The organism is Bifidobacterium pullorum subsp. saeculare, assembly GCF_016899725.1.
Classification (GTDB): Bacteria; Actinomycetota; Actinomycetes; order Actinomycetales; family Bifidobacteriaceae; genus Bifidobacterium; species Bifidobacterium pullorum_C.
In genome coordinates this window covers 130508-154219 of the sequence record NZ_JACLYU010000001.1, presented here as the reverse complement: position 1 = coordinate 154219, position 23712 = coordinate 130508, and the positions used below count along the sequence as shown (strand labels likewise).

Here is a 23712-nt window from a genome sequence, read left to right as displayed (position 1 = left end):
GTCAGTTGAGGGATCGGTCGGGGGCGTCGGACTCCTCCTCGCGCTTGGCGTCCGCGGCCACCTCGCGGCGGCGCCGCACGACAACCATCACGGCGGCGATGACGACCAACGCCGCCAATGACGCCCCCATCGCGACGACACCCGCCGTGGACAGCCGCGTGGAGGTGGCGGTGCGCTTGGCCTGCCGCAGCTGTTCCATCATCGCCAGCGCGGAGCCGGCCCAATCCTGTCCGCCGTCGGTCAGCGGCTCGGCGGCCGCCTCGGACAGCGCGTCGACGGTGCCGCGGTCGCGCAGCCATTCGTCGGAGTTCGAGGAGACGACGACCACGAGGTTGCCGTCGCCGGAGGCCACGGCCAGCATCACGGTGTTCGGTTGCGGTTTGGTGGACTCCAGCAGCTGCGAGGCCCAGTCCTCGGGCTTCTGGCCGTGCTCGGCGTTGAAGCTGTCGACGAACACAAGTTTGACGTGCGCGCCGGTCTCCCTGTCGGTCCGTTCGATGGCGTCGGTGACCTTGGACGCGCTGGCGCCCAGCAGGTTCTCGGTGTCGGTCACGTCGTCGGTGAGCGTGGTGGCGGCCGCGCCGGGCTCCGCCGGCGCGGCGTCGCCCCCATCGCCGTCGGCCAGCGCGCAGGGCGCGGCCCACATCGCCAAGGCGCATGCCAGCAGCATGCCGAGAAGCCGCGCCATCACACCGCCGTGCGTCCACGCCGCCGGGCGCGACACGCCCGGAGCCGAGGATCCGACCACAATGCCCCGCGGGGCTGTCGCTCGATTCGCAGATGCCATAGGCTCCACCTTAGCGGCCGGTTCCGCCAAGCGGAACGGCCGCCGCCCGGGCACGGCAACGAAGCGACACACCCGAAGGAAAGGAAGCGACGATGCCCCAGTACACAGTCGATCCGGAGAGGATCCAGTCATCCAGCGCGGCGGTGAGCGCCTCGGTGGGCCAGATCAGGCAGGCGGTGGGCGGCATGTACACCAACCTCACCGCGCTCGAGGAGGCCTGGCGCGGCGTCGCCGCCACGCAGTTCGCCTCGGCGGCCGCGCAGTGGCGTGCGGCGCAGCAGCAGATGGAGGCCTCGCTCGAGTCCATCCAGGCGGCGCTGGCGCAGGCCTCGGCGGTCTACTCCGACGCCGAGTCGCAAGCCACGCGCCTGTTCGCGATGGGCTGACGGCGATGGACGCGCACGCCTGTCGCCCGCTGCCCCGCCTGCCGCCCGCGAAACGCGGGAACCCCGCCCAAGCGCTTATGCGCGTGGGCGGGGTTCCGATGGCTCCACCGCCCCGTAGGGGGCGGCGAAGCGGTGCGTCAATCGCGGACGGGCGGTCAGTAGCCCATGTCACCGCCGTTGTTGGCGCCGGCGGCCGGAGCGGGCTCCGGCTTGTTGGCGACGACGGCCTCGGTGGTCAGGAACAGGCCGGCGATGGAGGCGGCGTTCTGCAGGGCGGAACGGGTCACCTTGACCGGGTCGGTCACGCCGGCAGCCATGAGGTCCTCGTACTTGCCGTTGGCGGCGTTGAAGCCCTCGCCGTCCGCGAGTTCGCGGACCTTGGCGATGACGACGTCGCCGGACTCGCCGGCGTTCTCGGCGATCTGCTTGATCGGGGCCTCGATCGCGCGGAACACGATGGCGGCGCCGGTGGCCTCCTCGCCGGTCAGCGAGGTGATGGCCTCGTCGGTCTCGGCCTTCTTGGCGGCCTGGACCAGGGCCACGCCACCGCCGGGCAGCAGGCCCTCCTCGATGGCGGCCTTGGCGTTGCGCACGGCGTCCTCGATGCGGTGCTTGCGCTCCTTGGCCTCCACCTCGGTGGCAGCGCCGACCTTGATGACAGCCACGCCGCCGGCCAGCTTGGCCAGACGCTCCTGCAGCTTCTCACGGTCGTAGTCGGAGTCGGTGTTCTCGATCTCGGCGCGAATCTGGGAGACGCGGGCGGCCACGTCCTCCTTGGAGCCGGCGCCGGAGACGATGGTGGTCTCGTCCTTGGAGACGATGACCTTCTTGGCGGAGCCGAGCACGGACATATCGATGGAGTCCAGCTTGAGGCCGAGCTCGTCGGAGACGACCTGGGCACCGGTCAGGATGGCCATGTCCTGCAGCATCGCCTTGCGGCGGTCGCCGAAGCCCGGGGCCTTGACGGCGCAGGACTTGAAGGTGCCGCGGATGTTGTTGAGGATCAGGGTCGGCAGCGCCTCGCCGTCGACGTCCTCGGCGATGATGAGCAGCGGCTTGCCGGTCTTCATGACCAGCTCGGCCACATGCACCACATCCTGCTGGGAGGAGACCTTGCCGGAGGTCAGGAGGATGTAGGGATCCTCGAGCACAGCGGTCTGGTCCTCGGCGCTGGTCACGAAGTACGGGGCGATGTAGCCCTTGTCGAAGCGCATGCCCTCGGTGAAGTCGAGGTCCAGGCCGAAGCGGTTGTTGTCCTCGACGGTCACGACGCCGTCCTGGCCGACCTTGTCCAGGGCCTCGGCGATCTTCTCGCCGACCTCGGGATCGGCGGCGGAGATCGTGGCGGTGGCGGCGATCTGCTCCTTGGTCTCGACGTCCTTGGCGGCGTTGACGAGCTCCTTGACGATGACGTCGGCGGCCTTCTCGATGCCGCGGCGCAGCGCGATCGGGTTGGAGCCGGCGACCACGTTCTTCAGGCCCTCGTGGACCAGGGACTGGGCCAGCACGGTGGCGGTGGTGGTGCCGTCGCCGGCGACGTCGTCGGTCTTCTTGGCGACTTCCTTGACCAGCTCGGCGCCGATGCGCTCGTACGGATCCTCGAGGTCGATCTCCTTGGCGATGGACACGCCGTCGTTGGTGATGGTCGGGGCGCCGTAGGTCTTGTCCAGCACGACGTTGCGGCCCTTGGGGCCCAGGGTGACCTTCACGGTGTTGGCGAGCTTGTCGAGGCCGGCCAGCATGCCCTGGCGTGCATCCTCATCGTACGCAATGATCTTTGCCATCTGTGTTCCTCCATATGGCTGTGCGGTCTTCTTCCACCTGGGGCCGGGCGTCTCGCCGGCCGTCAGCTGCCGGTTATCACTCCCCTGCCCCGAGTGCTAACCGACACCTTAGCACTCGCCCCCGGAGAGTGCCAACATCGACGCCGCGATTGCGCCCTGAGCAACAAAAAAGCCCCGTCGTACCGACCGGGGCGTTCATCCAAGGGGTTCCGGTCCGAGACCGGGCGGGTGTCAGCGGGAGGGGCCAGTCCTCAGAGCTTGGTGACCTTCGTGGCCTGCCAGCCCTTCGGGCCCTTCTCGACCTCGTATTCGACCCTATCCCCCTCGTTCAGCGTTTTGAAGCCATCCTGCTGGATGACCGAGTAATGCACGAAGACGTCATCGCCGCCGTCGTCGGGGTTGATGAAGCCATACCCCTTGCCTGCGCTGAAGAACTTCACAGTGCCCTGTGCCATAATCTCATTCCTTAATCCCATAACGCCGCGTCGGCATACAGGGGGAGCATGGCTCAGACAACATCGCGCTCCCCCCGCCTCGCGACTGCACACCTATTGTACTGGGTCGTCGGGCGGAAACACCGGATTTCGTACCATTGGAGGAAGGAAAACTGTGTGACGGAGCACATCCGGCCGCCCCGCGCATAAGGCGGCGAGGTCCGCCGGGTCAGCTCATGAGCACGACCACCACGGGGGCGGAGATGTTGGCCAGCTGCTGCACATTGGCGATGCCGAGCGTGGCGGCCACATCCTCGGCCGTGGCCTTCTGCGCCTCGCTCTGGTACCACACCACGGTGGACGAGGGCAGCGTGCCGGTCGGGTTGCCGGCGGAGACGGCGGTGTAGCCGGAGCCCTGGAGCTGGGCGGCCTTGCTCGCCGCGTAGCCGTTGATGCGCGTGCCGTTGACGACGCGCACGGCGGTGGCCTTGTCCACCGTCGCGGCCGGCTGCTGCGGTTGTTCGGCCGGCTGCTGCGCCTGCGTGTCCTGGGGGGTCTGCTGGTCCTGGCTGGCGGAGGCGTCCTGCTGGGCGTCCGGAGTGGCGGAGGCGTCCCCGTCGGCGGAGGCGTCGCCCTCGGCGGACTGGTCGGAGGCCTGGTCCTTGGCCTTCCCCTCGTCCTTCGTCTTCCCCTTGTCCTTGGAGGCGCCGTCGGAGGCGGCCTGGGAGGTCGTCGCCGGCTGCCACGGCCAGCGGATGTTGCCAAGCTCGCCGGAGAACCAACCCCAGGCGAGCATGCCGCACAACGCGGCCACCACCACGATGACGACGAACGGCAGCGCCCGCGCCGCCGCGGAACGGTTGCCGCGGTGGACGCCGGCGGGACCGGCGGGAGGGGTGTCGAAGACGTCGCGTTCGTAGCCGCCCTTGTTGTCGAAGTCGTTGTTCGCCATCGCTTGGGGCCTTTCCTTCATTGCACATGCGATCCAACCAACCCAGTTTAGCCGGTGCCCGCCACCGGAGCGGAGCGCCTCGGCGACAGGCACCGGATATGCACGATTAGGGGGCCTGATTACAGTGGGGCCCATGACCACCATCAAACCGCTCAAGGACCTCGTGGAGCCGGGCTGGGCCGCGGCGCTGGCCGACGTGGAGCCGACCGTGCACCGCATGGGCGATTTCCTGCGCGCCGAAACCGCCGCGGGCCGCCCCTGGCTGCCGGCGAGCCGCAACATCCTGCGCGCGTTCACGATCCCCTTCGATTCGATCAAGGTGCTCATCGTGGGCCAGGACCCCTACCCGACGCCCGGTCATCCGGTGGGGCTGAGCTTCTGCGTGGCGCCGGACGTGCGCCCGCTGCCGAAAAGCCTCGTCAACATCTACAAGGAGCTGACCGAGGACCTGGGCGTGCCGATGCCGAGCAACGGCGACCTGACCCCGTGGACCGAACGCGGCGTGATGCTGCTCAACCGGTGCCTGACGGTGGGCGTGGGACGGCCGAACAGCCATCAGGGCAAGGGCTGGGAGGAGGTCACCGAGGCCGCGATCCGCGCGCTCAACGCCCGTGTGGACGCCGACGGCCGTCCCCGGCCGCTGGTCGCGATCCTGTGGGGGCGCAACGCGCAGAGCCTGGAGCCGTTGCTCACCAACGCGTTCATCATCAAGTCCGCGCATCCCTCGCCGCTGTCCGCCTCGCGCGGGTTCTTCGGGTCGCGTCCCTTCTCCCGCGCCAACGAGGCCCTGGCCCGGATGGGCGCCCAGGGGGTCGACTGGCGCCTGCCGTAGCGCAGCGGCGTCACCGCGGCTTGTTACCGTGGTGGCATGACGCTTTTCCCTCCGAAGTTCCCCCAGCCCGCGCCCCCCGCGCCGGTCCCCGCGGCCGCCACGGCGATCGGCCAGGACGACCTGTCGCGTGCGAAGGCGTTGGCCGACCGCGTGCGCGCGCGCTTCGACGCGACGCTCGTCGGCCAGACCAAGCTGCGCGAATCGCTGATCCTGACGATGGTGGCCGGCGGCCACATCCTCATCGAATCGGTGCCGGGCCTGGCGAAGACGACGGCCGCGCAGACGCTGGCCACCTCCGTCTCCGGCACGTTCAAGCGCGTGCAGTGCACGCCGGACCTCATGCCCTCGGACCTCGTGGGCACGCAGGTCTTCGACTTCGCCTCGCAGCGCTTCACCACGCAGATCGGTCCGATCCATGCGAACTTCGTGCTGCTCGACGAGATCAACCGTTCGAACGCGAAGACGCAGTCCGCGATGCTCGAGGCGATGGCCGAGGGCGCCACGACGATCGGCGGCGAGCGCATCCCGCTGCCCCGCCCGTTCATGGTCATCGCCACCGAGAACCCGGTCGAGGAGGAGGGCACGTTCGCGCTGCCCGAGGCGCAGATGGACCGTTTCATGATGAAGGCGGTGATGACGTACCCCTCGGCGGACGAGGAGCAGCGCATGCTGCGGCTGTTGGTGCGCCGCGGCTCGGACACCATCGACCCTTCGCAGCCGGTGTCGGACACCATCGCGATCCAGGACGTGGAGTTCCTGCGCGCGGCGGCCAAGCGCGTGCATGTGTCGGACGCGATCATGGCGTACGCGGTGGATCTGGCGGCCACGTCGCGCGGCCTGGGCTCGCATCCGGTGCAGGGCCTGGCCTCGCTGGTGCGGCTGGGCGCCTCGCCGCGCGCCTCGATCGCCCTGGTGCGCATCGGCCAGGCGCACGCGCTGCTGTCGGGCCGCGACTATGTGGTGCCGGAGGACGTCAAGACCTTCGCGGCCGAGGCGCTGCGCCACCGCATCATCCTCACCTTCGAAGCGCTGGCGGACGGCGTGTCCGCCGACCAGGTCATCGACCGCATCGTGCAGGCGGTCCCGGTCCCATGATCGCAAGGAGGAAGCCGGGGTCCGCCCCGGTCGTTCCCCCGCCCGCCGCGGCCTCGCCCGGGAACGGCGGCGGGGACCGGTCGGCCGAGATCCGGCGCCGCATCGAGGCGCTGGGCACGCGGCTGAGCCTGCCGACGGTGCGCAAGGCGCTGGGCGTGGTGGAGGGCGAGCATGCCTCGCACCGCCCGCTGGGCTCGGGCGACATGATGGACGCGCGCGTCTACGAGCCCGGCGATGAGGCCCGGCTCATCGATTGGAAGACCAGCGCGCGCATGGGACGTCCGATGGTGGTCAACCGCGAGCGTCTGGTGACCTCGCGCGTGTGGCTGCTCATGGACGTGGGCCGTGAGATGACGGGGATCTGCCCTTCCGGAGAGCGCGCGCTGGAGGTGGCGGCGAACGGTCTGCGCATGTTCGCCGCGCTGTCGTTGCGCCGGGCGGACACGATCTCGCTGGTGTTCGCCGACGCGGCGAGCATCACGCGCGTGCCGTTCACCGGCGGCTTCGCCCAGTTCGGCCGCGCCTTGGACGGCGCGTTGGAACGGGATTGGAACCAGCCGCGCAACATCGACGCGCTGCTGGACTACGCGCGCCGCATCAAGGACCGGGAGGCGCTGGTGGTGCTGGCGACGGACGAGCATGCGCTGGGCCGGCGGCATCTCGAGGCGCTCCGGCGCATCGCGCGCACGCATCCGGTGGTGCTCATCGACGTGGCGACGCTCAATCCTTTCGCCGCCAGGGCACCGCAAGGCTACGCCGCGGTGGCGGACGGGGCGGGCGCGCGGCGCGTGCCCGCGTTCCTGCGCACCGCGCGCACGCAGGCGGAGGTGACCACGCACCGCGAGGCGGTGGCGGCGATGGTGGAGCGCGAGCTGGCGCGCTCGGGGTCCCGCATGATCCGGGCCGGTTCCAGCGAGGCGATGTTCGACGCGTTCGTGGCGATGGTCTCGCGCGCGGTGGCCGGCTCCTCGCCGGCGGTGCCGCGCGGAGCGCTGGCGGCGGCGGGTGATGCCCGATGATCTGGCTGTCCCCGGTGGCCTCGGCCACCCTTCTGGCCGCTGTCAGAACCGACGACCTGCGTCCGGCCGCCTCGCCTGAGGTCTCCGGCGTCCTCGCGGTGGTGCTGGTCGCCGCACTGGCGGCCGCGGCGCTGTGCGTGGCGCTGGCGGCGGTGCTGTCGCGTCCGCGCCGCAGGGCCCCCAAGCCGGCCGCCCGCGGCGCCCATGCCACCGGCGGTGACAAGGACCTGTGGCGCCGGCGCGTCGACGACGTGTTGGCCCGGCATCGCGCCGGCGCCTTGGAACGCCAGGAGGCGTTCAACGAGCTCGCGGCCATCGCCCGCGACTTCGCGTCCCAGGCCTCGGGCCGGGACCTGACGTCCAGCACGCTGGCCGATATCGCGGGGGCGCCGCGCACCTCGGCCGACCGCCAGGGGCTCGACCTGCTGCGCGTGACGGTGACGGCGCTGTACCCGCCCGAGTTCGCCGACCAGACGGCGGACGCGCGCGCCGGCGCCGTCACCGTCGAGGAGGCGGCCGGCTGGGTTTCCTCCCTGATCGAAAGGTGGCGCCGATGATCCTGTCATGGCATTGGCCGTGGGCCGCGCTGGCGGCGGCCCTGGCGGCGCTGGCGGCCATCGCGCTCGTCGCGGGGCCGTCGCTGCGCCGCAGGGCGAAGGGCGAGGCCGCGCGCGCGTTCTCCTTGGACGACGACCTCAACACCCCGGAGGCGTCGCGGCTGTTCCGCCAGTGGCGTTGGCTGGGCCGCCTCGCCGCGGTGGCGTTGGCGCTCGCGTTGGCGCTGGCGGTGGCGCTGGTGGCGCGTCCCTCGACGGTGGACCGCGGCCAGGAGCGCTCGGCGAGCCGTGACATCGTGCTCTGCCTCGACGTCTCCGGTTCCACGCTGCCCTATGACCGCGAGGTCATCGACACCTACCTCGACCTGGTGAAACGCTTCGAGGGCGAACGCATCGGCATGAGCATCTTCAACTCGACCTCGCGCACCGTGTTCCCGCTCACCGACGACTACGACCTGGTCACCCGCCAGCTCGAGGAGGCGAGCCGCGTGCTCAAGGGCGTCACCTCCCAGGACAGCATCGACCGGATGAGCGAGCGCGACTACCAGCGGATCTCCGATTGGCTGGACGGCACGCAGAACCGCAAGGACGAGACCTCGCTCATCGGCGACGGCGTCGTCTCCTGCGCGGCGATGCTGCCCGGATTCGCCTACGGCACGGCCCAGGCCGGTTCCGACGGGCAGGACGGGCAGAAGGATTCGGCGCGCCACCGCGCCGCCTCGATCGTGCTGGCCACCGACAACGTCGTGTCCGGCAATCCCACGTACACGCTGGACGCGGCGCTCGACCTGACGCGCCAGGCGGGCATCACGGTGGACGGCCTGTATTCCGGCCCCGCCTCCGCCGAGTCCGACGCGCGCACGAAGGCGATGCGCACGGGCATCGAATCGCATGGCGGCGTGTTCCTGCCCCGGTCGGGCGGCGAGGATGTCGAATCCCTGGTGCGCCGGATCGACACGCGCCGCCAGGCCGAGGAGCGCCGGGACGACCAGGCGGCGCTGGTGGACGCGCCCGGCTGGTGGACGCTGGCGCTGGTCGCCATGGTGGCCGTGTGGCTGACGGCGGTCTGGAGGCTCAGACGATGAACGGTCTCACCTTGTCCCCTTCGCTCGGCTGGGTGGCTGGCGGTCTGCTGGCGGCGGCGATGCTGGCGATGGCCGTTGCCGAGGTCGTGCTCCATGTGCGCCGCCGCGGCGCCAGCGACGAGGCCGCAGCCGCCTGCGTGCGCCGCGTGCTCGTCTGTCTGCTGGCCGCGGTGATGCTGCTGACGCCGAGCGTCGTCTCGCGCACCGCCAGCCGCGTGGTGAACGCGACGGATGTGGTGCTGGCGGTGGACGTGACCGGGTCGATGGCGGTGGACGACGCCCAGTACGGCTCCGAGGAGCGCATGACGCGCCTCGACGCGGCCAGGCGGGCCGTGGACGACCTGACCCAGCGCTACCAGGACGCGAGCTTCGCGGCGGTGCGCTTCGGCGCCTCGGGCACGCTGGACGTGCCACTGACGCCGGACGCGCTGGCCATCCGCAACTGGGCGGCCACGCTGGCGCCGGAGCCGACGGACGCCTCGGCGGGATCCTCGCTGGACGCGCCCGTGGACCAGCTGCTGCTGGAGCTCAAGTCCATCCGCGAACAGCACCCCGACGACGCGATCGTGGTGTATGTCATCACCGACGGCGAGCAGACGTCGGCACGCACGCGCCGCACGTTCTCCTCGCTGCGCCGCTACGCCGACGACGCGTTCACGCTTGGCGTCGGCTCGACCGAAGGTGGCCAGGTGCCGCTTATCGAGGCCGGGGCGTCCGGCGCGCCGGACGACGGCCAGCGCTGGGCCACCGACCCGGCCACCGGGCAGCCCGGCGTCTCCAGGATGGACGAGGCGAACCTCAAAGCCATCGCCGACGAGATGGGCGGCGCCTATGTGCGCCTGGACTCCGGCACGACGGCCACGGCCGCCGTCTCGGCCACGCGCTCGGAGCGGTACGCCGTCACCGAAACCGCCAAGACGCGCACCCGGACCACGCCCGTGGTCTGGCCGTTCGCGATCGCGCTGGTCGCGCTGCTGGCCTGGGAGGCCGGGGCGATGATCGTCACCTCGAGGAGGCTGCTATGAGCCGGACGGCCACCGCACGGACCGAAGCGAACGCCACCGGGGCGCGCCGGAGGGCGCGGGCCCCGCTCGCCGCGCGCATCGCATTGGGCGTGGCGGCCGCGCTGCTGGCCGCCGTGGCCACGCTGGCCGGCGTGAATCTCGCGGCCGACTCCTCCTATGGGCAGGCCACCGCCACGCTGACCTCGAATCTCAAGCAGGCGGCCAAGGACGACGCCGACCTCGACACCTTGGAGGCGAGCCAGCGGCAGACCGACGCGCAGTTCGCCGACGCGCAGGCCCTCTCCCCCGTGCTGGCGCCGCCGCTCAGGGATGCCATCGCGCGCAACGCGGAGGTCTCCCGTACCCTCACCGAACGCATCGCGAAGGCGCGCCAGCAGGCCAAGGGCCAGGCGGACACCTCCGAGAAGCTCGCCGCGCAGGCGCAGAACGGCGGCGGGCAGGGCGGCGGCCTGACCGCCGAGCAACGCCGGCAGGTGGAGGATCTGCTCGCCTCGAACCAGCGGTCCGCTCCCCCCAGCGACGGGCAGGGCGACGCCGGCGACGAGTCCGGGGAACGGGGTTCGCAAGGCGACCAAACGTCGTCCCAGACGGCCAAGCCGTGGTGACGCCGGTTCCCCGCTGACGCGCCGGACAGTTTGCCGCGCCCTGCCTTTCCCCCGATTGTGGACGGGCCGTCCGCCTGTCCCCAACGATTGTGGACGACACGCCCGGAACCGGGGATCCGACCACAATGCCCTGGCGGACTGGAGGCACCCCCGCCGGCACGGTTGGATGGAGGCATGAGCGCATTCCAACCGGCGCCGTCGCCCTTCGCACCCCAGGGCACGGCCTTCGCCGCCCCAGGGTGCAGATGCCATGTGGTGGTGGCCGAGGGCCGGGCCTTGGTCAGCTCCGCGGCGGCCGGCACCGCGCTGGATTGCGACGGGGCGCTGGCCGCCATCGCCTCGTCCCGGTCCATCGTGTGGGAGGGCGCCGCCGCGGACCTGTTCCGCGAACGGCTGGACGGCATGCGCGCTCCGATCGACGGACTCGACGTGGACGCGGGCGCCACGCTGCGGCTCGCGGATACGGCGGGTGCGTGATGGGCTGGCAGGTGAGGGCGAGTGTCCAGGGCGGCCGCAGGCTGGCCCCGGCCGACCTGGAGGAGTACCGTGCTGCGGCGACGGCCCTGGACGACGCCGGCGACCGTCTCCGTGCGCGTTCGGAAACGTGGACGACCACGATGATCCGCCTGCGGGCGCAGCGCGCCGACGTGCCGCTGTGCCCGGCGATTTCCGGCCATGCCAGCCCGGCCGGCCACGAGATGCTCCCCTATGACGCGTTGGGCTCGGAATGCGAGCGCCACGCCGCCTCCTGCGAACGCGTCGGCGAGGAGCTCAAGGCGATGGCGGCGCTGCTGGTGCGTGCCCACCAGCTCTACGAGGAGGCGGAGTCGAACGCCAGGCGGACGGTCACCGAGCTGGTGCAGGCGGGCGTGCAGCTCAAACCCAGCTATGCGGCGGCGGGCACCGCGGCCCTCGCCGCAGGAGGACTGGTGGTCGGTTCGATCAAGGAAGGCCGGCTCAACCCGATCCACGCCCTGGACGCCACCGCCTGGGCGCAGGAGGGGCTGATGAGCGGCGCGGGCGCGTTGGTCGGCGGCGTCGCGCCAGGCAAAGGCGTGGCGCGCACCGACGAGGTGAACACGGCGGCCGGGCGCATCGCCACGGTGTCCGCGCCGGTGCACGGCGCCATCCAGGGCAGCGCGCTGACGGTGCGCGAGGTCACCGCGCGCACCGACGTGGTCCGCGCCTCGTCCTCGGTGGCCGAGTCGTTGGAGAACCTGCGCCGTCTGGCCGAGGAACGGCTCGGCAAGATCGACCTCGACTCCGGACTGTCCTACGCGACCATCGCGGTGCAGCGCTACCGGCAGCCGGACGGCTCCTCCTCCTGGCTGGTCACCATCCCCGGCACGGATGGCAAAGCCAATTCGCCGTTCGGGTGGCCCCAGAACGTGGAGCTCATGAGCTCGGACGCCGAGCGGCGCCGGCAGGCGGACAGCGCGCGCATGGTCGTCGAGGCGATGGAGATGGCCGGCATCCCCGACGACGAGCCGGTGGCGCTCATCGGTCACTCCCAGGGAGGCATCGTGGCCGCGGCCGTCGCCGCCGACCAGGCGGACCGCTTCGACATCCGGCATGTGGTGACCGCCGGCTCGCCGGTGGCGAACCATCCGATCCCGGACAAGACGTGGGTGACGAGCATCGAGATCGACGACGAGCTCGTCGCCGCGCTCGACGGCGCCCAGAATCCCGTCACCGACACCTGGCTGACGGTCCGCGGCACCACCAGCCCGGCCCCCGCCGAGGCCGCGGGCCCTTCCGACGCCACCCCGTACGGCGCCGCGCCCACCCCGTACGACGCGGCGCCCGTCGCCGACTCCCTCGAAGGCAAGGAGATCACCCACTGGCTCAAATACCATCAGGCCGCCTACCGCAACGCCACCGACCTGGGCTCGCCCGCCGTGGCCGCGCACGAGGAGCATTTCGCCGGCATCGTCACCGGGGACCTGGCCGAGACCCGCTACTTCGAGGGCCGCATGCAGCAGGGCGCCGACCTGGCGCCCGCCAAGACCGACCCTCCCAGGCCCCTGGTCCCCGGCTGAGCCGGGCGGGGCCGGGACGGGCCGCGGCCCCTTCGCGGGGTGGCGCTACCCTTGTGAGGCATGAAGCTCACCGACATCACCCCCGCAATCGCATTGACCTCCCTCGACGGCCGGTACCACCGCCAGACCGCCCCGCTGGTGGAGTATCTGAGCGAGCCCGCCCTCAACCGCGAACGCATGCGCGTGGAGGTCGAGTGGATGATCCTGCTGGCCAACGGCTTCGATGGCAACGGCAACCAGCCCATCGTCGAGGGCGTGGCCCCGTTCACCGAGGCCGAGCAGGCGTTCCTGCGCGCCATCCCCGAGGACTTCGGCGCCGAGGGCATCGCCGCGCACGCCGCCCACGAGGCCGTCACCCACCATGATGTGAAGGCCGTGGAGTATTACATCGACGACCAGATCGACAAGGCCCCGGCCGAGCTCACGCATCTCGACGACCGCCTCAAGACGCTCGTGCATTTCGCCTGCACCTCGGAGGACATCAACAACCTGTCCATCGCCCGCTGCGTGAAGAACGCGATGGAGCAGGTGTGGCTGCCGGCCTACCGCCGCATCATCGACCATCTGGCGGGCAAGGCGGACGAGTACCGCGACATGCCGCTGCTGTCCCTGACGCACGGCCAGCCGGCCACGCCCACCACGCTAGGCAAGGAGCTGGCGGTGTACGTGTACCGCCTGACCCGCCAGCTGCGCCATCTGGAGGCGCAGGAGTACCTGGGCAAGATCAACGGCGCCACCGGCACCTTCGGCGCGCATCTGGCCGCCTGCCCGGACGTGGACTGGATCGCGGTGTCGCGCGAGTTCGTCACCGAGCGCATGGGGCTGACCTGGAATCCGCTGACCACGCAGATCGAAAGCCATGACTGGCAGGCGGAGCTGTACTCCACCGTGGCCCATGCGAACCGCATCATGCACAATCTGTGCGTGGACGTGTGGATGTACATCTCGCGCGGCGTGTTCGCGCAGGTGCCGGTCAAGGGTGCCACGGGCTCCTCCACGATGCCGCACAAGGTCAACCCGATCCGCTTCGAGAACGCGGAGGCGAACCTGGAGCTCTCCTGCTCGCTGCTGGACACGCTGTCCGCCACGCTGGTCGAGTCCCGCTGGCAGCGCGACCTGACCGACTCCACCACTCAGCGCAACATCGGCTCCGCCCTGGGCTACTCGCTGCTCGCCCTCGACAACCTCATGGGCGGCCTGGAGTCCATCCACCCGAACCGGATCGTCATCGAACGCGAGCTCGACTCGAACTGGGAGGTGCTCGGCGAGCCGATCCAGACCGCGATGCGCGCCTGCGAGCTCAGGGGGCTGCCCGGCATGGACAAGCCGTACGAGAAGGTCAAGCAGCTCATGCGCGGCCATGAGATCAGCCGCGAGCAGGTGGAGGCCTTCATCGACGAGCAGTCCTTCGACCCCGCCACCGCCGCCCGGCTCAAGGCACTGACCCCCGCCACCTACACCGGCGTGGCCGCCAGGCTCGTCGACTTCGACCGCTGACCCATCCGACGTCGAATCGAGGCTGCACCCACCTATGAGCGCCCACGACGACCCTGCCGTCGCCGAGAACGCCGCCGCCTGCCCGCCCGACGGGAGCGGCGGCGTTCGCATCGACGACGTTCCCCCGCACCGCACGCACGACTTCGGCGACCTGCTGCACGCGGCGGCCTCCGTGCTGCTCGCGGCCGTCATCATGTTCTTCGCCACCTATCTGCGCGGCATCACGATGGGCGTGGAAAGCGACGTGCAGCACGCCGGCCATGCGCTCAGCTGGCTGGCGGACCTGCCCGCCTCGATGCTCACGCAGCTGGCGACGGTCGCGGTCGTCGTCTCGGTCATCGTCCACCTGCTCGTGGGCCGGCAATGGGCGCAGACCGTCGCCGCGATCGTCGCGATGTTCGGCGGCTACGCGGCCGCCTGGGGACTGTCGCTGGCGATCTCCGCGGTGCCGCTGCCGGCGTTGGCCACCGCGTTGCTGTCTCCGGTCACCGCGTTCGGCTCCACGCTGCTGCCCGACTTCTACGCGGGCATCGCCGCGTTCCTGACCGCCGCCGGCCCCCGGCGCATCCGCGCGACCGTCAAATGGGGCTGGACCATCCTGTGCGCGGTGGCGCTGCTGCTCGTCGTGCTCTCCTGGCATTCGGTGGCGGGCGTGCTCGTGTCCCTGGCCACCGGGCGTTTCATCGGCATGCTGGTGCGGTTCGCGGCCGGCACCGAGAACCAGGGCGCCTGGGGAGGGCAGGTCGTCGAGGCGCTGCGCGGCATCGGCCTCGACCCGGTCTCCTTGGAGCGCCGCCACGAGGTGGGCGAGCCGGGCGGCTCGCTCGGCGCCACATTGGACGACGACCTGGTCGAGGGGTCGCGCATCTATGACATGACCGACCGGCACGGCCGCAGCTACGTCGTCTCCGTGCTCGACAGCCAGGTGCGCGCCGCCGGCTATCTGCGCCAGCTGTGGCACTGGGTGCGTTTCACCGGCATGCCCACGCGCCGCGACCGGTCCACGCGCGAGGTCACCCAGCATCATCTGGGCATGATGCTGGGACTGCGGAACGCGGGGCTGCCCACGCCGGAGGCCTACGGCATCGCGGACACCGGCGAATCCTCGATCCTGGTGCTGCGCGGCGCCGAAGCGATGACGCCTTGCAATCTCAACACGCTGACGGACGACGACGCGGCGGGCCTCATGCGCTACCTGTCGGTGGCGAACCGCCACGGCTACACGCACCGGCGCATCGCGCCCGCCACCTTGGCCCGGCTGGAAAGCGGCACGCCCATCCTCGCCGGCTGGCAGAACGGCGACGATGCGAGCACCCCCGCCAATGTGGCGCTCGACCAGGTGCAGCTGCTCGCCCTGCTCGCCGCGCTCATCGGCGTCGACCGCACGCTGGCGGCCGCCCGCGCCACCTGGAGCGACGGCGAGCTGGCCTCGCTGGCTCCCTTCGTGCAGAAGGCGGCGGTGCCGGCCGCCACGCGCGCCCTTGCGCAGTGGGACAAGACACTGCTCGCGCAGCTGCGCGACCGGCTCAAGGCGCTGGTGGACGAGGCGGTGGCGGAGACGATGGAGCCGGTGACGATCAGCCGGTTCTCGCTGCGCTCCTTCGTGGGCCTGGCGCTGCTCGTCGTGGCCGTGGCCGTCGTGTTCACCCAGCTCAAGCCGGACGAGGTGATCGCCGCCGTCAGGAACGCGAATCCGGTGATGGCGCTGATCTGCGTGGCGCTGGGCTTCGTCGCCTGGGTCGGCTCGGCCATCGAGCTGGGCGCGTTCATGGACCGGGGCAAGCGTACGCCGATGGGCCTGTTCATGTCGCAGGCGGCCGCCGGGTTCACGGTCGTCTCGATGCCGGCGGGCGTGGGCCCCGCCTTCGTCAACCTGCAGTACCTGCGCCGCAGCGGCTACCGCAACACCAAGGCCACGGCCATCATGAGCGCCGTGCTCGCCGTCTACTATGGCGGCACGGTCGCGCTCATCCTGCTGCTCGGCCTGTTCACCGGCCATAACGCGTTGACGGGCATGATCCCCGCGAACACGCTCATCGTGGTGATCGGCGTGCTCGCGATGGCCGCCGCCGTGGCGATGATGGTGCCGCCGTTGCGCCATCTGGTCATCGAACGGCTGCTGCCGCTGGTCGGCGCGTATGTGCGCCAGCTGGCCGACGTGCTCAGCCAGCCCCGCCAGCTGGCGGTGAGCGTGGCCGGCATGCTGGTGCTCAACCTCGCGACCGCCCTGGGGTTCTGGGTGGCGCTGCTGGCCTTCGGCCAACGCACGAGTCTCCTCGAGACGGTGTTCCTGTTCATGCTCGCCTACGCGCTGGGCTCGGCCGTGCCGACGCCGGGCGGCCTGGGCGGTGTGGAGGCGGCGCTCACCTTCGCGTTCGCCGGCGTGGGCGTGCCTAGCGCGGTGGCGCTGTCGGCGACGCTGGTGTTCCGCGTGGCGTTCTACTGGCTGCGCATCCCGCTGGGTGCGCTGGCGATGCGCTGGCTCGACCGGCACAACCTGGTGTGAATCGGCGTGGACAATCGATGACGAAGGGTCGGAAAACCCCACGGATGCGCGGTTTTCCGGCATTGTGCGCTATCATCGGTGATGTACCAAGGGACGGGCATTGAGTCTGACTGTCCCCCGAGATAAAGAAGGATGCTTTATGGCATACAACAAGTCTGATCTCGTTTCGAAGATCGCCCAGAAGTCCAACCTGACCAAGGCTCAGGCCGAGGCCGCCGTCAACGCGTTCCAGGATGTCTTCGTCGAGGCCATGCAGTCCGGCGAGGGCCTGAAGCTGACCGGCCTGTTCTCCGCCGAGCGTGTCAAGCGCGCCGCCCGCACGGGCCGCAACCCGCGCACCGGCGAGACCATCGAGATCCCCGCCACCTACGGCGTGCGCATCTCCGCCGGCTCTCTGCTCAAGAAGGCCGTCACCCAGTGAGACTTGGTTGTCTGCACCAGGCATAAGGAAAAACCCCGACCATCGACGGTCGGGGTTTTCCATATCCGCAGGGCAGGTCCCGGGCCTCACAGCGCGCGCATCAGCCGCGCATAGGCACCGTCCGCCGCCGTGGAGAACGGGTCGAGCAACGTCGCCTCGGCCGCCACCGGCTCGAGCAGCCGCAGCGTCGTCCAATCGCAGGAGAAACGGGCCCCGGCCTGGGTGGCCTGGCGCACGAAGGCGCCGCGCAGGGCGGCGCGGGTGTCCGACGGCGGATCCTGGACGGCCTGCGCGGCGATGGCGCCGTCGGCCAGCCGTCGCATCCCGCCATGGGCGAGCAGCGCGGCGTAGGCACGGCCGTTGGCGATGTCATGGTAGTCGAGTTCCAGCGCCTCGAGCCGTGCGTCCGATGCCTCCGGATGGCGGCGGCGGTAGGCGGCGAGCAGGCGGCGTTTGGCCGCCCAATCCACCCGGTCGGCCAGCACATCCCAGTCGCCGGATTCCAGGGCGTCCAGCGCGCACGACCATTCGCCGAGCACGTCCGGACCCGCGGGCACGGCCTCGGGATGGCTGGCGGCAAAGGCGCCCGCCAGGTCCAGGTAGCGCCGTTGCATGGCCAGCGCGCTCATCGCGCCGCCGTCGGCCAGGGCCAGCGGCGCGGCAGGGTCGTCGAGGAAACGGCTCACCGCGCGGTTCGCGGCGGCCGGATCGGCCAGGGCCAGGCCTTCGGCGCCGCATGGCACGTCGCGGCGCACCGCGTCCTCGATCGCACACAGCACCAGATGCGTGGTGGCCAGCTTCATCCAGGTGGCCCATTGGGAGCGGTTGGAGTCGCCGATGATGACGTGCAGCCGGCGGAACGCCTCGGGGTCGGCGTGGGGTTCGTCGCGGGTGTTGACCATCGGACGGGCGCGGGTGGTGGCGGAGGAGACGGCCTCGTCGAGGAAGTCGGCGCGCTGCGTGATCTGGTAGCCGCCGTCGGCAAGGCGGCCGGCGCCGGTGTAGAGCTGGCGGGTCACCAGGAACGGCAGCAGCTGCGCCTCGATGAGCGGCAGCGGCACGATGCGCCGCACCAGGTAGTTCTCGTGGCAGCCGAAGGAGTGGCCGGCGCTGTCGGCGTTGTTCTTGAACACGTGGATGCGGGCGCGCTCCCCCAGTTCGCCGCGCAGGCGGTCCTGCGCCCCCTGGGCGAGCCTGGCCATGATGCGTTCCCCGGCGAGGTCCTGGGCGAGCGCGGTCGACGGGTCGCGCGCCTCGGCGGTGGCGTACTCGGGGTGCGAACCGACGTCCAGGTACAGGCGGGAGCCGTTGGGCAGGTAGGCGTTGGTGGAACGGGACCTAGAGACGACCGGACGGAACATCTCCATCGCCACGCGGCCGGCGTCCACGGGCCGGCCGGCGCCGGTCACGGAGACGCCGTACTCGGTCTCCAGGCCGAAGATACGGGCGAACCCGTCCAGCTCGGCGGCCGGGACGGGTTCGCGGTGCGTCAGGTCTCTGGTGCCGCTGTCGCGCAGCTGCGGCATCACTCGCCGCCCTTCTGCACGAAGCTGCTCACGTATTCCTCGGCGTTGGTCTCCAGCGTCGTCTCGATGTCGTCGAGCACGGCGTCGAGCACGTCGATCTGCTCGCCGGCCTGCTCGCGGGCGGCGCCGGAGCCGGCGGCCTGCGTCTCCTGCTCGCGGCGCTGTTCGCCGGCCGCCTCGGCGCGCATGGATTCCTGTGGCATCGGTCAGTCCCTCCAATGGTTCTTGAGATAGGGCATGAGGTCGTCGTTGATCAGGCCGTTCGTGGCCACGACGTCGTTCTCGGAACGCCAGTGCACATGGTCGCCGTTCCACCGGCGGAAGTAGCCCTGCGCCTCGCGCAGGACCAGGCCGCCGGCGGACACGGCGGGCACGTCCCAGGCGTGCAGATGCGGCTCGAAGTAGGCGTCGTAGGTGCCGTCGGCCACCTTGCACAGGTCGAGGGAGGCCGGGCCGACGCGCTTGATGTCGGAGGGGCGTCCGGCGAGCGCTGCCACCACCTCGAGCGCATGCTTCGATTCCTCGGGGATGTACGACATGCCGTAGCTGATCACCGCGCCGTCGAGGGAGTCGGTGATCGAGGGCATGATGTTCTCGCTTTTCTCGCCGAGGGGGGTGCGGCGCACGCGGATCGCGCCGCGGTCGCGGGCGGCCATGTAGGTCAGGCCGAGGGCGGGCGCGCGCACGACGCCGATCATCGGTCGGGCGGAGCGTTCCTCGTTCACCTCGAACATGGAGATGGTGACGGTCCACTCGCTCATGTTGCGGATGTAGTTGATGGCGCCGTCGATGGTGCCCACGCACCAGAAGCGCTGGCCGGGCTCCACCTGGTCGGGCCGGTCGCGCCACCAGCCGTCGAGGGGGTCGATGGCGGCGAGCTTGGTCTCGATGTACCGCACGAGCTTGCCGTCCACTTCGGCGGTGAACTTGGTGTGGTCGTTGGGGTCGCGCGGGGTGGACAGGTCGTGCGGGTTGGCTTGGTCGTGCAGCGCGTGCTCGCCGGCGGCCTGGGCGACCTCGGCGACGCGTTTGGTCAGGTCACGGAGTTCCATGGGCATTCGTCTCGTCTCTTGGGGGGGGGTATGCTTCATCGATCGATTCACGATTCTACCGTCGTGCGGCGGGTGCCGGAGGCAATGGCCGCCAGCCAGTCGGCGGGGGTGCGCGCACCGGGGGCGGCCGGATCCGCGTCCAATGCCGCGCCGATGCCGGGGGCGGCCGCCTCGCAGGCGTCCTTCCCGTAGCTGTCCGGCTCGGCCATCGCCAGGGTGAACAGGTCGCCGGGCCGGCTGGCGGCGCGGCTCGCGTTGCCGTAGACGTCGGCGAGTCCGCTTCCGGCCGGCGCCTCGGCGTCGGCCGGATGCACGCGCACGGTCAGATGGGTCCAGCTGGCGGCCACGATGGCCTCGGGCCAGCGGCGCACCGCCTTCGCGCGCAGCCAGGCGCGCGTGTCCTCGGGCGGTTCGGCCGCGGCATGGGCCAGCGCCGCGGCGTCCGTCAGACGCTCGGCGTGTCCGGCGACGCGGTCGAACACGCTGGCCGCGGGGTCGAGCGCCGCCCAACGCAGGTCGAGGGCGCGCAGGCGCGCGTCGTCCCAGCCGCAGCCGGTTTTGCGGCGCAGGCGTTCGAGCAGCTGCCATTTAAGCAGCCATTCGAGGCGGGAGGCCGGGCCCGCCATCGTGAGGCGTTCGTCGTCGGAGGCGTGGCGCACGGCGGCCACGTCCGCGAGCGCCTGCCCCCACATCGCCATGATGTTGCGCGTGGGACGGTCGGGCCACAGCGGCTCGCCGCGGGTGTCGGTGCCGTGGATGGCCGCGCCGGCCTGGTAGACGGCGGCGCGCAGCAGCACCTGCGTCTGCCAGGCGGTGACCGAGGCGCCGTCCTCCACCGCCAGCGGGGCGGCGAGCGTCAAGTCGTGGGAGACGGTGTGCATGGCGTCCACCGGGTCGGCGAGGGCGAGCCGCGCGAGCAGTCCCGCCAGATCGACGCCCGCCTCGTCGGCGTGTTCGAGCAGCCACAGCAGCATGCTCGTGGTGCCGAGCTTGAGCGCCTGGGGGACGTCCATGCGGTTGGCGTCGCCGACGATGACGTGCAGACGGCGCCGGTCCGCGGGGGCGTGGGGTTCGTCGCGGGTGTTGACGATCGGACGGTCGAAGGTGGTCTGCAGGCCGATCCGGGAGTGGATGTAGTCGGCCCGCTGGCTCAGCTGGTAGCCGGCCGACTCGCTGCGCTCCCCCAGTCCCACGCGTCCGGAGCCGGCCCAGGTCTGGCGGGTGACGAAATGTGCGGTCATCAGCGCGGCCACGTGGCCGAACGGCACGGCGCGCGCCATCGTGTAGTTCTCATGCGTGCCCCAGCTGGCGCCTTTGCCGTCCACGTTGTTGCGGTGCAGCGCAACGGGCCGGCCGGCTGCGGTGGCCGCCCGCCCTGCGGCCTGGCGCATGAGCAGGTCGCCGGCGTGGTCGTAGGCCACCGCGTCGAAGGGGTCGAGGGTTTCGGGCGCCGAGTACTCGGGGTGGGCGTGGTCCACGTAGATGCGGCCGCCGTTGGGGGCGATGACGTTGGCGATGTCGAGCTGGGGGGCGTCGGTGAGCATGTCCGGCCGGGCGGCGGCGCGGTCGAGGCGGGTGCCACGCATGTCGTTGACCGGATCCTCCTGGCGGTAATCCCAGCGGATATGCGCGCGGGCGGGGTCGGCGGCGGCTTTGACGACCTCGAAGCTCAGTCGCACGGGCTGGGCGTGCGGGTCGCCGGGCGAGGAGACAGCGTATTCGGTTTCGGTGCCCATCGGACGCTTGACGCTCATCGGATGGCCTCCTGGTCCATGAGCTCGCGCACGGCGGGGCTCTCGTCCGCGGCGGGGCGGATGGCGGTGAGGCACCCGGGGTCCATGCCGTTGACGCGCGCCCACTGCTCCAGGTCGGCGTCGAGCACGGCGTCGCGGGTTTCGCGCGTCTCCTCGCCGACGGCGGCGGCGAGCAGGTCCACCCCGATCGCCACGAACGCGCCGGAGGCGATGGAGGCCTTGACCGCGCCGGTTTTGGCGCGGTCGACGATGTTGCGCAGCATCGCGCCGGAGACGACGTCCGCCAGGTACAGCGGCTGCCAGCGGCCGTGGCCGTCGCGCGTCTCGGCGAGGCGCCGTGCCGGCGTGCGGGCGAACACATCGCGCACGAGCACGGCGGCGAGCGCGTCCGCGTCCAGTCCCCGCTCCAGCGGCAGGTCGTCGGTCAGGTAGTGGCGCACGATGGCGGTGGCGCCGGCCGGATCGGGCCGGTCGATGCGGATCTTCACGTCGAGGCGGCCGGGGCGCAGCACGGCGGGGTCGATCATGTCCACGCGGTTCGAGGCGCCGATCACGATGACGTTGTCGAGCCGTTCGACGCCGTCGAGTTCGGCGAGGAACTGCGGCACGATCGTGGTCTCCACGTCGGAGGAGACGCCGGAGCCGCGGGTGCGAAGCAGGGAGTCCATCTCGTCGATGAACACGATGACCGGGCGGCCGTCCGCGGCGCGTTCGCGGGCCCGTTGGAAGATCTGGCGCACAAGGCGCTCCGATTCGCCGACGAACTTGTTGAGCAGCTCGGGGCCTTTGACCGACAGGAACACGCCCGCGCCGGCCCCGGCGCCGCCGGCGGCGAGCGCATGGGCGACGGCCTTGGCGATGAGCGTCTTGCCGTTGCCGGGCGGGCCGTACAGCAGCACGCCCTTGGGGGCGGCCAGGCCGTAGCGCTCGAAGAGGTCGCGGTGCAGGAACGGCAGTTCCACGGCGTCCTTGATGCGGCCGATCTCGGCGTCGAGGCCGCCGATGTCGGCGAAGGTGACGTCGGGGGTCTCCTCGAGCACGAGGTCGGCGTCGTCCTCGCCGGGCAGCGCCTCCAACGCGAGCCGGCCGGAAGGGTCGACGGTCACACGGTCGCCGCGGGAGGGTGCCGCGCCGGCGAGCGCGCCGGCGCGGCGCACCAGCGTGGGGTTGTCGCCGGCGTCAACGACGATGAGCCGGCCGTCGCCCAGGTCCTGGCGCACGGTGCGCACGGGGCCGGCCGTGTCCGGGCCGCGGCCTTCGACGAGCACCATCGCGTCGTTGAGCATCACGGTGTCGCCGGCCGCGAGGCGGGCGGGGTCGAGCGAGGCGGCGACGGGCACGACGAGGCGGCGGGTGCCGGCGATGACCTCGGCGCTGGCGTGGCGCACGCCCTGGTCGTCGGTGGAGCAGCGGTCGACGCGCACCATCGTCGCGAAGCTCAGCGGCGGCTGGGTCTGCTGGGCCAGCTGGGCCTTGGCCTTGGCCAGCTCCTTGCCGGCGCGGTTCAGCGCCTGCGCCAGCGCGTGGTTCCTGGCCTGCAGGCGGTCGGCCAGGGCCGCCAGGTCCTGCGCGCCTTCGTCGCTCATGCGTCCTCCTCGGGTCCCTTCGTCGCCTTGCGTTCCACCATCACCTTACGGACCGCGCGGCCGACGAGCACGGCGATGACCAGGATGAAGACGGCGATGACCACGTCCTCGAACACGCCGAGCGCGCCGAGGATGGAGCACCATTGGTCGCCGAGCAGGTAGCCGGCGGTGACGAGCGCGGTGTTCCAGACGGCCGAGCCGAGCAGCGTCCAGCCGGTGAAGCGGGCGAAGCCCATGCGGTTGAAGCCGGCGGGGATGGAGATCAGAGAGCGGACCACGGGGATCACACGGCCGATGAGCACGGACCAGGTGCCGTAGCGGGTGAACCAGTCGTTGGCCTTGCCCACGTCCTTGCGGCTGACGCCGGGGATGCGGTCGGCGGCCTTGTTGATGCGGTGCAGGCCTACCCAACGGGCGATGCCGTACAGCGCCCACGCGCCGAGCACGGAGCCCACGGTGGCGAAGACGATCGCCTCCGCCAGCCCCAGGCTGCCGCGGGCGGCGGTGAAGCCGGCCAATGGCAGGATGACCTCGCTGGGGATGGGCGGGAAGATCGATTCCAGGGCGATGGCCAGGGCGACGCCCACGCCGCCGACCGCCTCCATGAGGTGGACGAGCCAGTCGGTGATGGCTCCGATGAGGCCGGTTTCGCCGGTGGAGCACACGGGGGCCGCGTCGGCGGCGAGGACGGCGGCGTGGCCGAGGACGTCGGGCAATGCGATCGGGAAAGACATAGGGGCCATTGTCCCAACGATTTCCCACAATCAAAG

At 71.2% G+C, this 23712-nt stretch carries 23 protein-coding genes; 13 read left to right on the top strand and 10 right to left on the bottom strand.

Features of this window, described 5'->3' with window-relative positions; translation table 11 throughout:
* Position 1: 1 nt before the first annotated feature.
* Complete coding sequence (locus H7U32_RS00655; protein WP_239457375.1) at positions 2-688, bottom strand: TPM domain-containing protein; 687 nt, start codon at positions 686-688, stop codon at positions 2-4.
* A 191-nt stretch (positions 689-879) separates the two neighbouring features.
* On the opposite strand from H7U32_RS00655, the gene H7U32_RS00650 reads away from it, so the two are divergent.
* Positions 880-1173 carry a WXG100 family type VII secretion target gene (locus H7U32_RS00650; RefSeq protein ID WP_204467120.1) on the top strand — a complete coding sequence of 98 codons (294 nt, stop codon included), beginning with the start codon at positions 880-882 and terminating at the stop codon, positions 1171-1173.
* A 155-nt stretch (positions 1174-1328) separates the two neighbouring features.
* Here H7U32_RS00650 and groL read toward each other — a convergent pair whose 3' ends face one another.
* The 3 genes from groL to H7U32_RS00635 form a co-directional block, all read right to left on the bottom strand.
* Entirely contained in the window at positions 1329-2957 is a 1629-nt protein-coding gene (gene groL / locus H7U32_RS00645; RefSeq protein ID WP_204467119.1) for a chaperonin GroEL, read from the bottom strand.
* A gap of 251 nt (positions 2958-3208) precedes the next feature.
* Positions 3209-3412, bottom strand: coding sequence for a cold-shock protein (locus H7U32_RS00640; RefSeq protein WP_204467117.1), 204 nt, complete (start codon positions 3410-3412; stop codon positions 3209-3211).
* A 208-nt stretch (positions 3413-3620) separates the two neighbouring features.
* Complete coding sequence (locus tag H7U32_RS00635; RefSeq protein WP_204467115.1) at positions 3621-4343, bottom strand: LytR C-terminal domain-containing protein; 723 nt, start codon at positions 4341-4343, stop codon at positions 3621-3623.
* A gap of 133 nt (positions 4344-4476) precedes the next feature.
* On the opposite strand from H7U32_RS00635, the gene H7U32_RS00630 reads away from it, so the two are divergent.
* The 12 genes from H7U32_RS00630 to H7U32_RS00575 all read left to right on the top strand — a co-directional run bounded on the left by H7U32_RS00630 (position 4477) and on the right by H7U32_RS00575 (position 17024).
* Positions 4477-5175 carry a uracil-DNA glycosylase gene (locus H7U32_RS00630; RefSeq protein WP_204467114.1) on the top strand — a complete coding sequence of 233 codons (699 nt, stop codon included), beginning with the start codon at positions 4477-4479 and terminating at the stop codon, positions 5173-5175.
* 36 nt (positions 5176-5211) lie between these two features.
* Positions 5212-6270, top strand: a complete 1059-nt coding sequence (locus H7U32_RS00625) for an AAA family ATPase (RefSeq protein ID WP_204467112.1) — start codon at positions 5212-5214, stop codon at positions 6268-6270.
* A gap of 149 nt (positions 6271-6419) precedes the next feature.
* Positions 6420-7289: a DUF58 domain-containing protein gene (locus tag H7U32_RS00620; protein ID WP_239457396.1), complete on the top strand. Its 870-nt coding sequence runs from the start codon at positions 6420-6422 to the stop codon at positions 7287-7289.
* Positions 7286-7846, top strand: coding sequence for a hypothetical protein (locus H7U32_RS00615; RefSeq protein WP_204467109.1), 561 nt, complete (start codon positions 7286-7288; stop codon positions 7844-7846). The genes H7U32_RS00620 and H7U32_RS00615 overlap by 4 nt, the downstream gene beginning before the upstream one ends.
* Positions 7843-8931 carry a vWA domain-containing protein gene (locus H7U32_RS00610; protein WP_204467107.1) on the top strand — a complete coding sequence of 363 codons (1089 nt, stop codon included), beginning with the start codon at positions 7843-7845 and terminating at the stop codon, positions 8929-8931. The genes H7U32_RS00615 and H7U32_RS00610 overlap by 4 nt, the downstream gene beginning before the upstream one ends.
* On the top strand, positions 8928-9956 hold the full coding sequence (locus H7U32_RS00605; protein ID WP_204467105.1) for a vWA domain-containing protein: 1029 nt from the start codon (positions 8928-8930) through the stop codon (positions 9954-9956). The genes H7U32_RS00610 and H7U32_RS00605 overlap by 4 nt, the downstream gene beginning before the upstream one ends.
* Positions 9953-10561, top strand: a complete 609-nt coding sequence (locus H7U32_RS00600) for a DUF6466 family protein (protein WP_204467104.1) — start codon at positions 9953-9955, stop codon at positions 10559-10561. The genes H7U32_RS00605 and H7U32_RS00600 overlap by 4 nt, the downstream gene beginning before the upstream one ends.
* Positions 10562-10735: 174 nt before the next feature.
* On the top strand, positions 10736-11038 hold the full coding sequence (locus tag H7U32_RS00595; RefSeq protein ID WP_204467102.1) for a hypothetical protein: 303 nt from the start codon (positions 10736-10738) through the stop codon (positions 11036-11038).
* Positions 11038-12600, top strand: coding sequence for a PGAP1-like alpha/beta domain-containing protein (locus tag H7U32_RS00590; RefSeq protein WP_204467371.1), 1563 nt, complete (start codon positions 11038-11040; stop codon positions 12598-12600). The genes H7U32_RS00595 and H7U32_RS00590 overlap by 1 nt, the downstream gene beginning before the upstream one ends.
* Before the next feature lie 60 nt (positions 12601-12660).
* Complete coding sequence (gene purB / locus H7U32_RS00585; RefSeq protein WP_204467100.1) at positions 12661-14097, top strand: adenylosuccinate lyase; 1437 nt, start codon at positions 12661-12663, stop codon at positions 14095-14097.
* A 34-nt stretch (positions 14098-14131) separates the two neighbouring features.
* Positions 14132-16603, top strand: coding sequence for a lysylphosphatidylglycerol synthase transmembrane domain-containing protein (locus H7U32_RS00580; protein ID WP_204467098.1), 2472 nt, complete (start codon positions 14132-14134; stop codon positions 16601-16603).
* A gap of 139 nt (positions 16604-16742) precedes the next feature.
* Entirely contained in the window at positions 16743-17024 is a 282-nt protein-coding gene (locus H7U32_RS00575; protein ID WP_204467096.1) for an HU family DNA-binding protein, read from the top strand.
* Between the two features lie 86 nt (positions 17025-17110).
* On the opposite strand, the gene pafA is transcribed toward H7U32_RS00575, so the two are convergent.
* The 6 genes from pafA to H7U32_RS00545 are packed head-to-tail and all read right to left on the bottom strand — an operon-like array spanning position 17111 to position 23676.
* The gene (pafA, locus tag H7U32_RS00570) at positions 17111-18550 is read right to left on the bottom strand and encodes a Pup--protein ligase (protein WP_204467094.1); all 1440 of its coding nucleotides are present in this window, start codon (positions 18548-18550) and stop codon (positions 17111-17113) included.
* Positions 18550-18753: a ubiquitin-like protein Pup gene (locus H7U32_RS00565; RefSeq protein ID WP_204467093.1), complete on the bottom strand. Its 204-nt coding sequence runs from the start codon at positions 18751-18753 to the stop codon at positions 18550-18552. Before H7U32_RS00565 ends, pafA begins: the two co-directional genes overlap by 1 nt.
* Before the next feature lie 3 nt (positions 18754-18756).
* Positions 18757-19602: an inositol monophosphatase family protein gene (locus H7U32_RS00560; RefSeq protein WP_204467369.1), complete on the bottom strand. Its 846-nt coding sequence runs from the start codon at positions 19600-19602 to the stop codon at positions 18757-18759.
* A gap of 47 nt (positions 19603-19649) precedes the next feature.
* Positions 19650-21356, bottom strand: a complete 1707-nt coding sequence (gene dop, locus H7U32_RS00555; RefSeq protein WP_204467091.1) for a depupylase/deamidase Dop — start codon at positions 21354-21356, stop codon at positions 19650-19652.
* A complete protein-coding gene (arc, locus tag H7U32_RS00550) occupies positions 21353-22942 on the bottom strand; it encodes a proteasome ATPase (protein WP_204467089.1) in 1590 nt (529 codons plus the stop codon). The genes dop and arc overlap by 4 nt, the downstream gene beginning before the upstream one ends.
* Complete coding sequence (locus H7U32_RS00545) at positions 22939-23676, bottom strand: DedA family protein (protein ID WP_204467088.1); 738 nt, start codon at positions 23674-23676, stop codon at positions 22939-22941. Before H7U32_RS00545 ends, arc begins: the two co-directional genes overlap by 4 nt.
* Between the last annotated feature and the right edge of the window lie 36 nt (positions 23677-23712).

Coding starts and splice junctions, on each gene's coding strand:
- H7U32_RS00655 (WP_239457375.1), bottom strand. CDS start 688: ATGGCGCGGCTTCTCGGCATGCTGCTGGCATGCGCCTTGGCGATGTGG.
- H7U32_RS00650 (WP_204467120.1), top strand. CDS start 880: ATGCCCCAGTACACAGTCGATCCGGAGAGGATCCAGTCATCCAGCGCG.
- groL (WP_204467119.1), bottom strand. CDS start 2,957: ATGGCAAAGATCATTGCGTACGATGAGGATGCACGCCAGGGCATGCTG.
- H7U32_RS00640 (WP_204467117.1), bottom strand. CDS start 3,412: ATGGCACAGGGCACTGTGAAGTTCTTCAGCGCAGGCAAGGGGTATGGC.
- H7U32_RS00635 (WP_204467115.1), bottom strand. CDS start 4,343: ATGGCGAACAACGACTTCGACAACAAGGGCGGCTACGAACGCGACGTC.
- H7U32_RS00630 (WP_204467114.1), top strand. CDS start 4,477: ATGACCACCATCAAACCGCTCAAGGACCTCGTGGAGCCGGGCTGGGCC.
- H7U32_RS00625 (WP_204467112.1), top strand. CDS start 5,212: ATGACGCTTTTCCCTCCGAAGTTCCCCCAGCCCGCGCCCCCCGCGCCG.
- H7U32_RS00615 (WP_204467109.1), top strand. CDS start 7,286: ATGATCTGGCTGTCCCCGGTGGCCTCGGCCACCCTTCTGGCCGCTGTC.
- H7U32_RS00610 (WP_204467107.1), top strand. CDS start 7,843: ATGATCCTGTCATGGCATTGGCCGTGGGCCGCGCTGGCGGCGGCCCTG.
- H7U32_RS00605 (WP_204467105.1), top strand. CDS start 8,928: ATGAACGGTCTCACCTTGTCCCCTTCGCTCGGCTGGGTGGCTGGCGGT.
- H7U32_RS00600 (WP_204467104.1), top strand. CDS start 9,953: ATGAGCCGGACGGCCACCGCACGGACCGAAGCGAACGCCACCGGGGCG.
- H7U32_RS00595 (WP_204467102.1), top strand. CDS start 10,736: ATGAGCGCATTCCAACCGGCGCCGTCGCCCTTCGCACCCCAGGGCACG.
- H7U32_RS00590 (WP_204467371.1), top strand. CDS start 11,038: ATGGGCTGGCAGGTGAGGGCGAGTGTCCAGGGCGGCCGCAGGCTGGCC.
- purB (WP_204467100.1), top strand. CDS start 12,661: ATGAAGCTCACCGACATCACCCCCGCAATCGCATTGACCTCCCTCGAC.
- H7U32_RS00580 (WP_204467098.1), top strand. CDS start 14,132: ATGAGCGCCCACGACGACCCTGCCGTCGCCGAGAACGCCGCCGCCTGC.
- H7U32_RS00575 (WP_204467096.1), top strand. CDS start 16,743: ATGGCATACAACAAGTCTGATCTCGTTTCGAAGATCGCCCAGAAGTCC.
- pafA (WP_204467094.1), bottom strand. CDS start 18,550: ATGCCGCAGCTGCGCGACAGCGGCACCAGAGACCTGACGCACCGCGAA.
- H7U32_RS00565 (WP_204467093.1), bottom strand. CDS start 18,753: ATGCCACAGGAATCCATGCGCGCCGAGGCGGCCGGCGAACAGCGCCGC.
- H7U32_RS00560 (WP_204467369.1), bottom strand. CDS start 19,602: ATGGAACTCCGTGACCTGACCAAACGCGTCGCCGAGGTCGCCCAGGCC.
- dop (WP_204467091.1), bottom strand. CDS start 21,356: ATGAGCGTCAAGCGTCCGATGGGCACCGAAACCGAATACGCTGTCTCC.
- arc (WP_204467089.1), bottom strand. CDS start 22,942: ATGAGCGACGAAGGCGCGCAGGACCTGGCGGCCCTGGCCGACCGCCTG.
- H7U32_RS00545 (WP_204467088.1), bottom strand. CDS start 23,676: ATGTCTTTCCCGATCGCATTGCCCGACGTCCTCGGCCACGCCGCCGTC.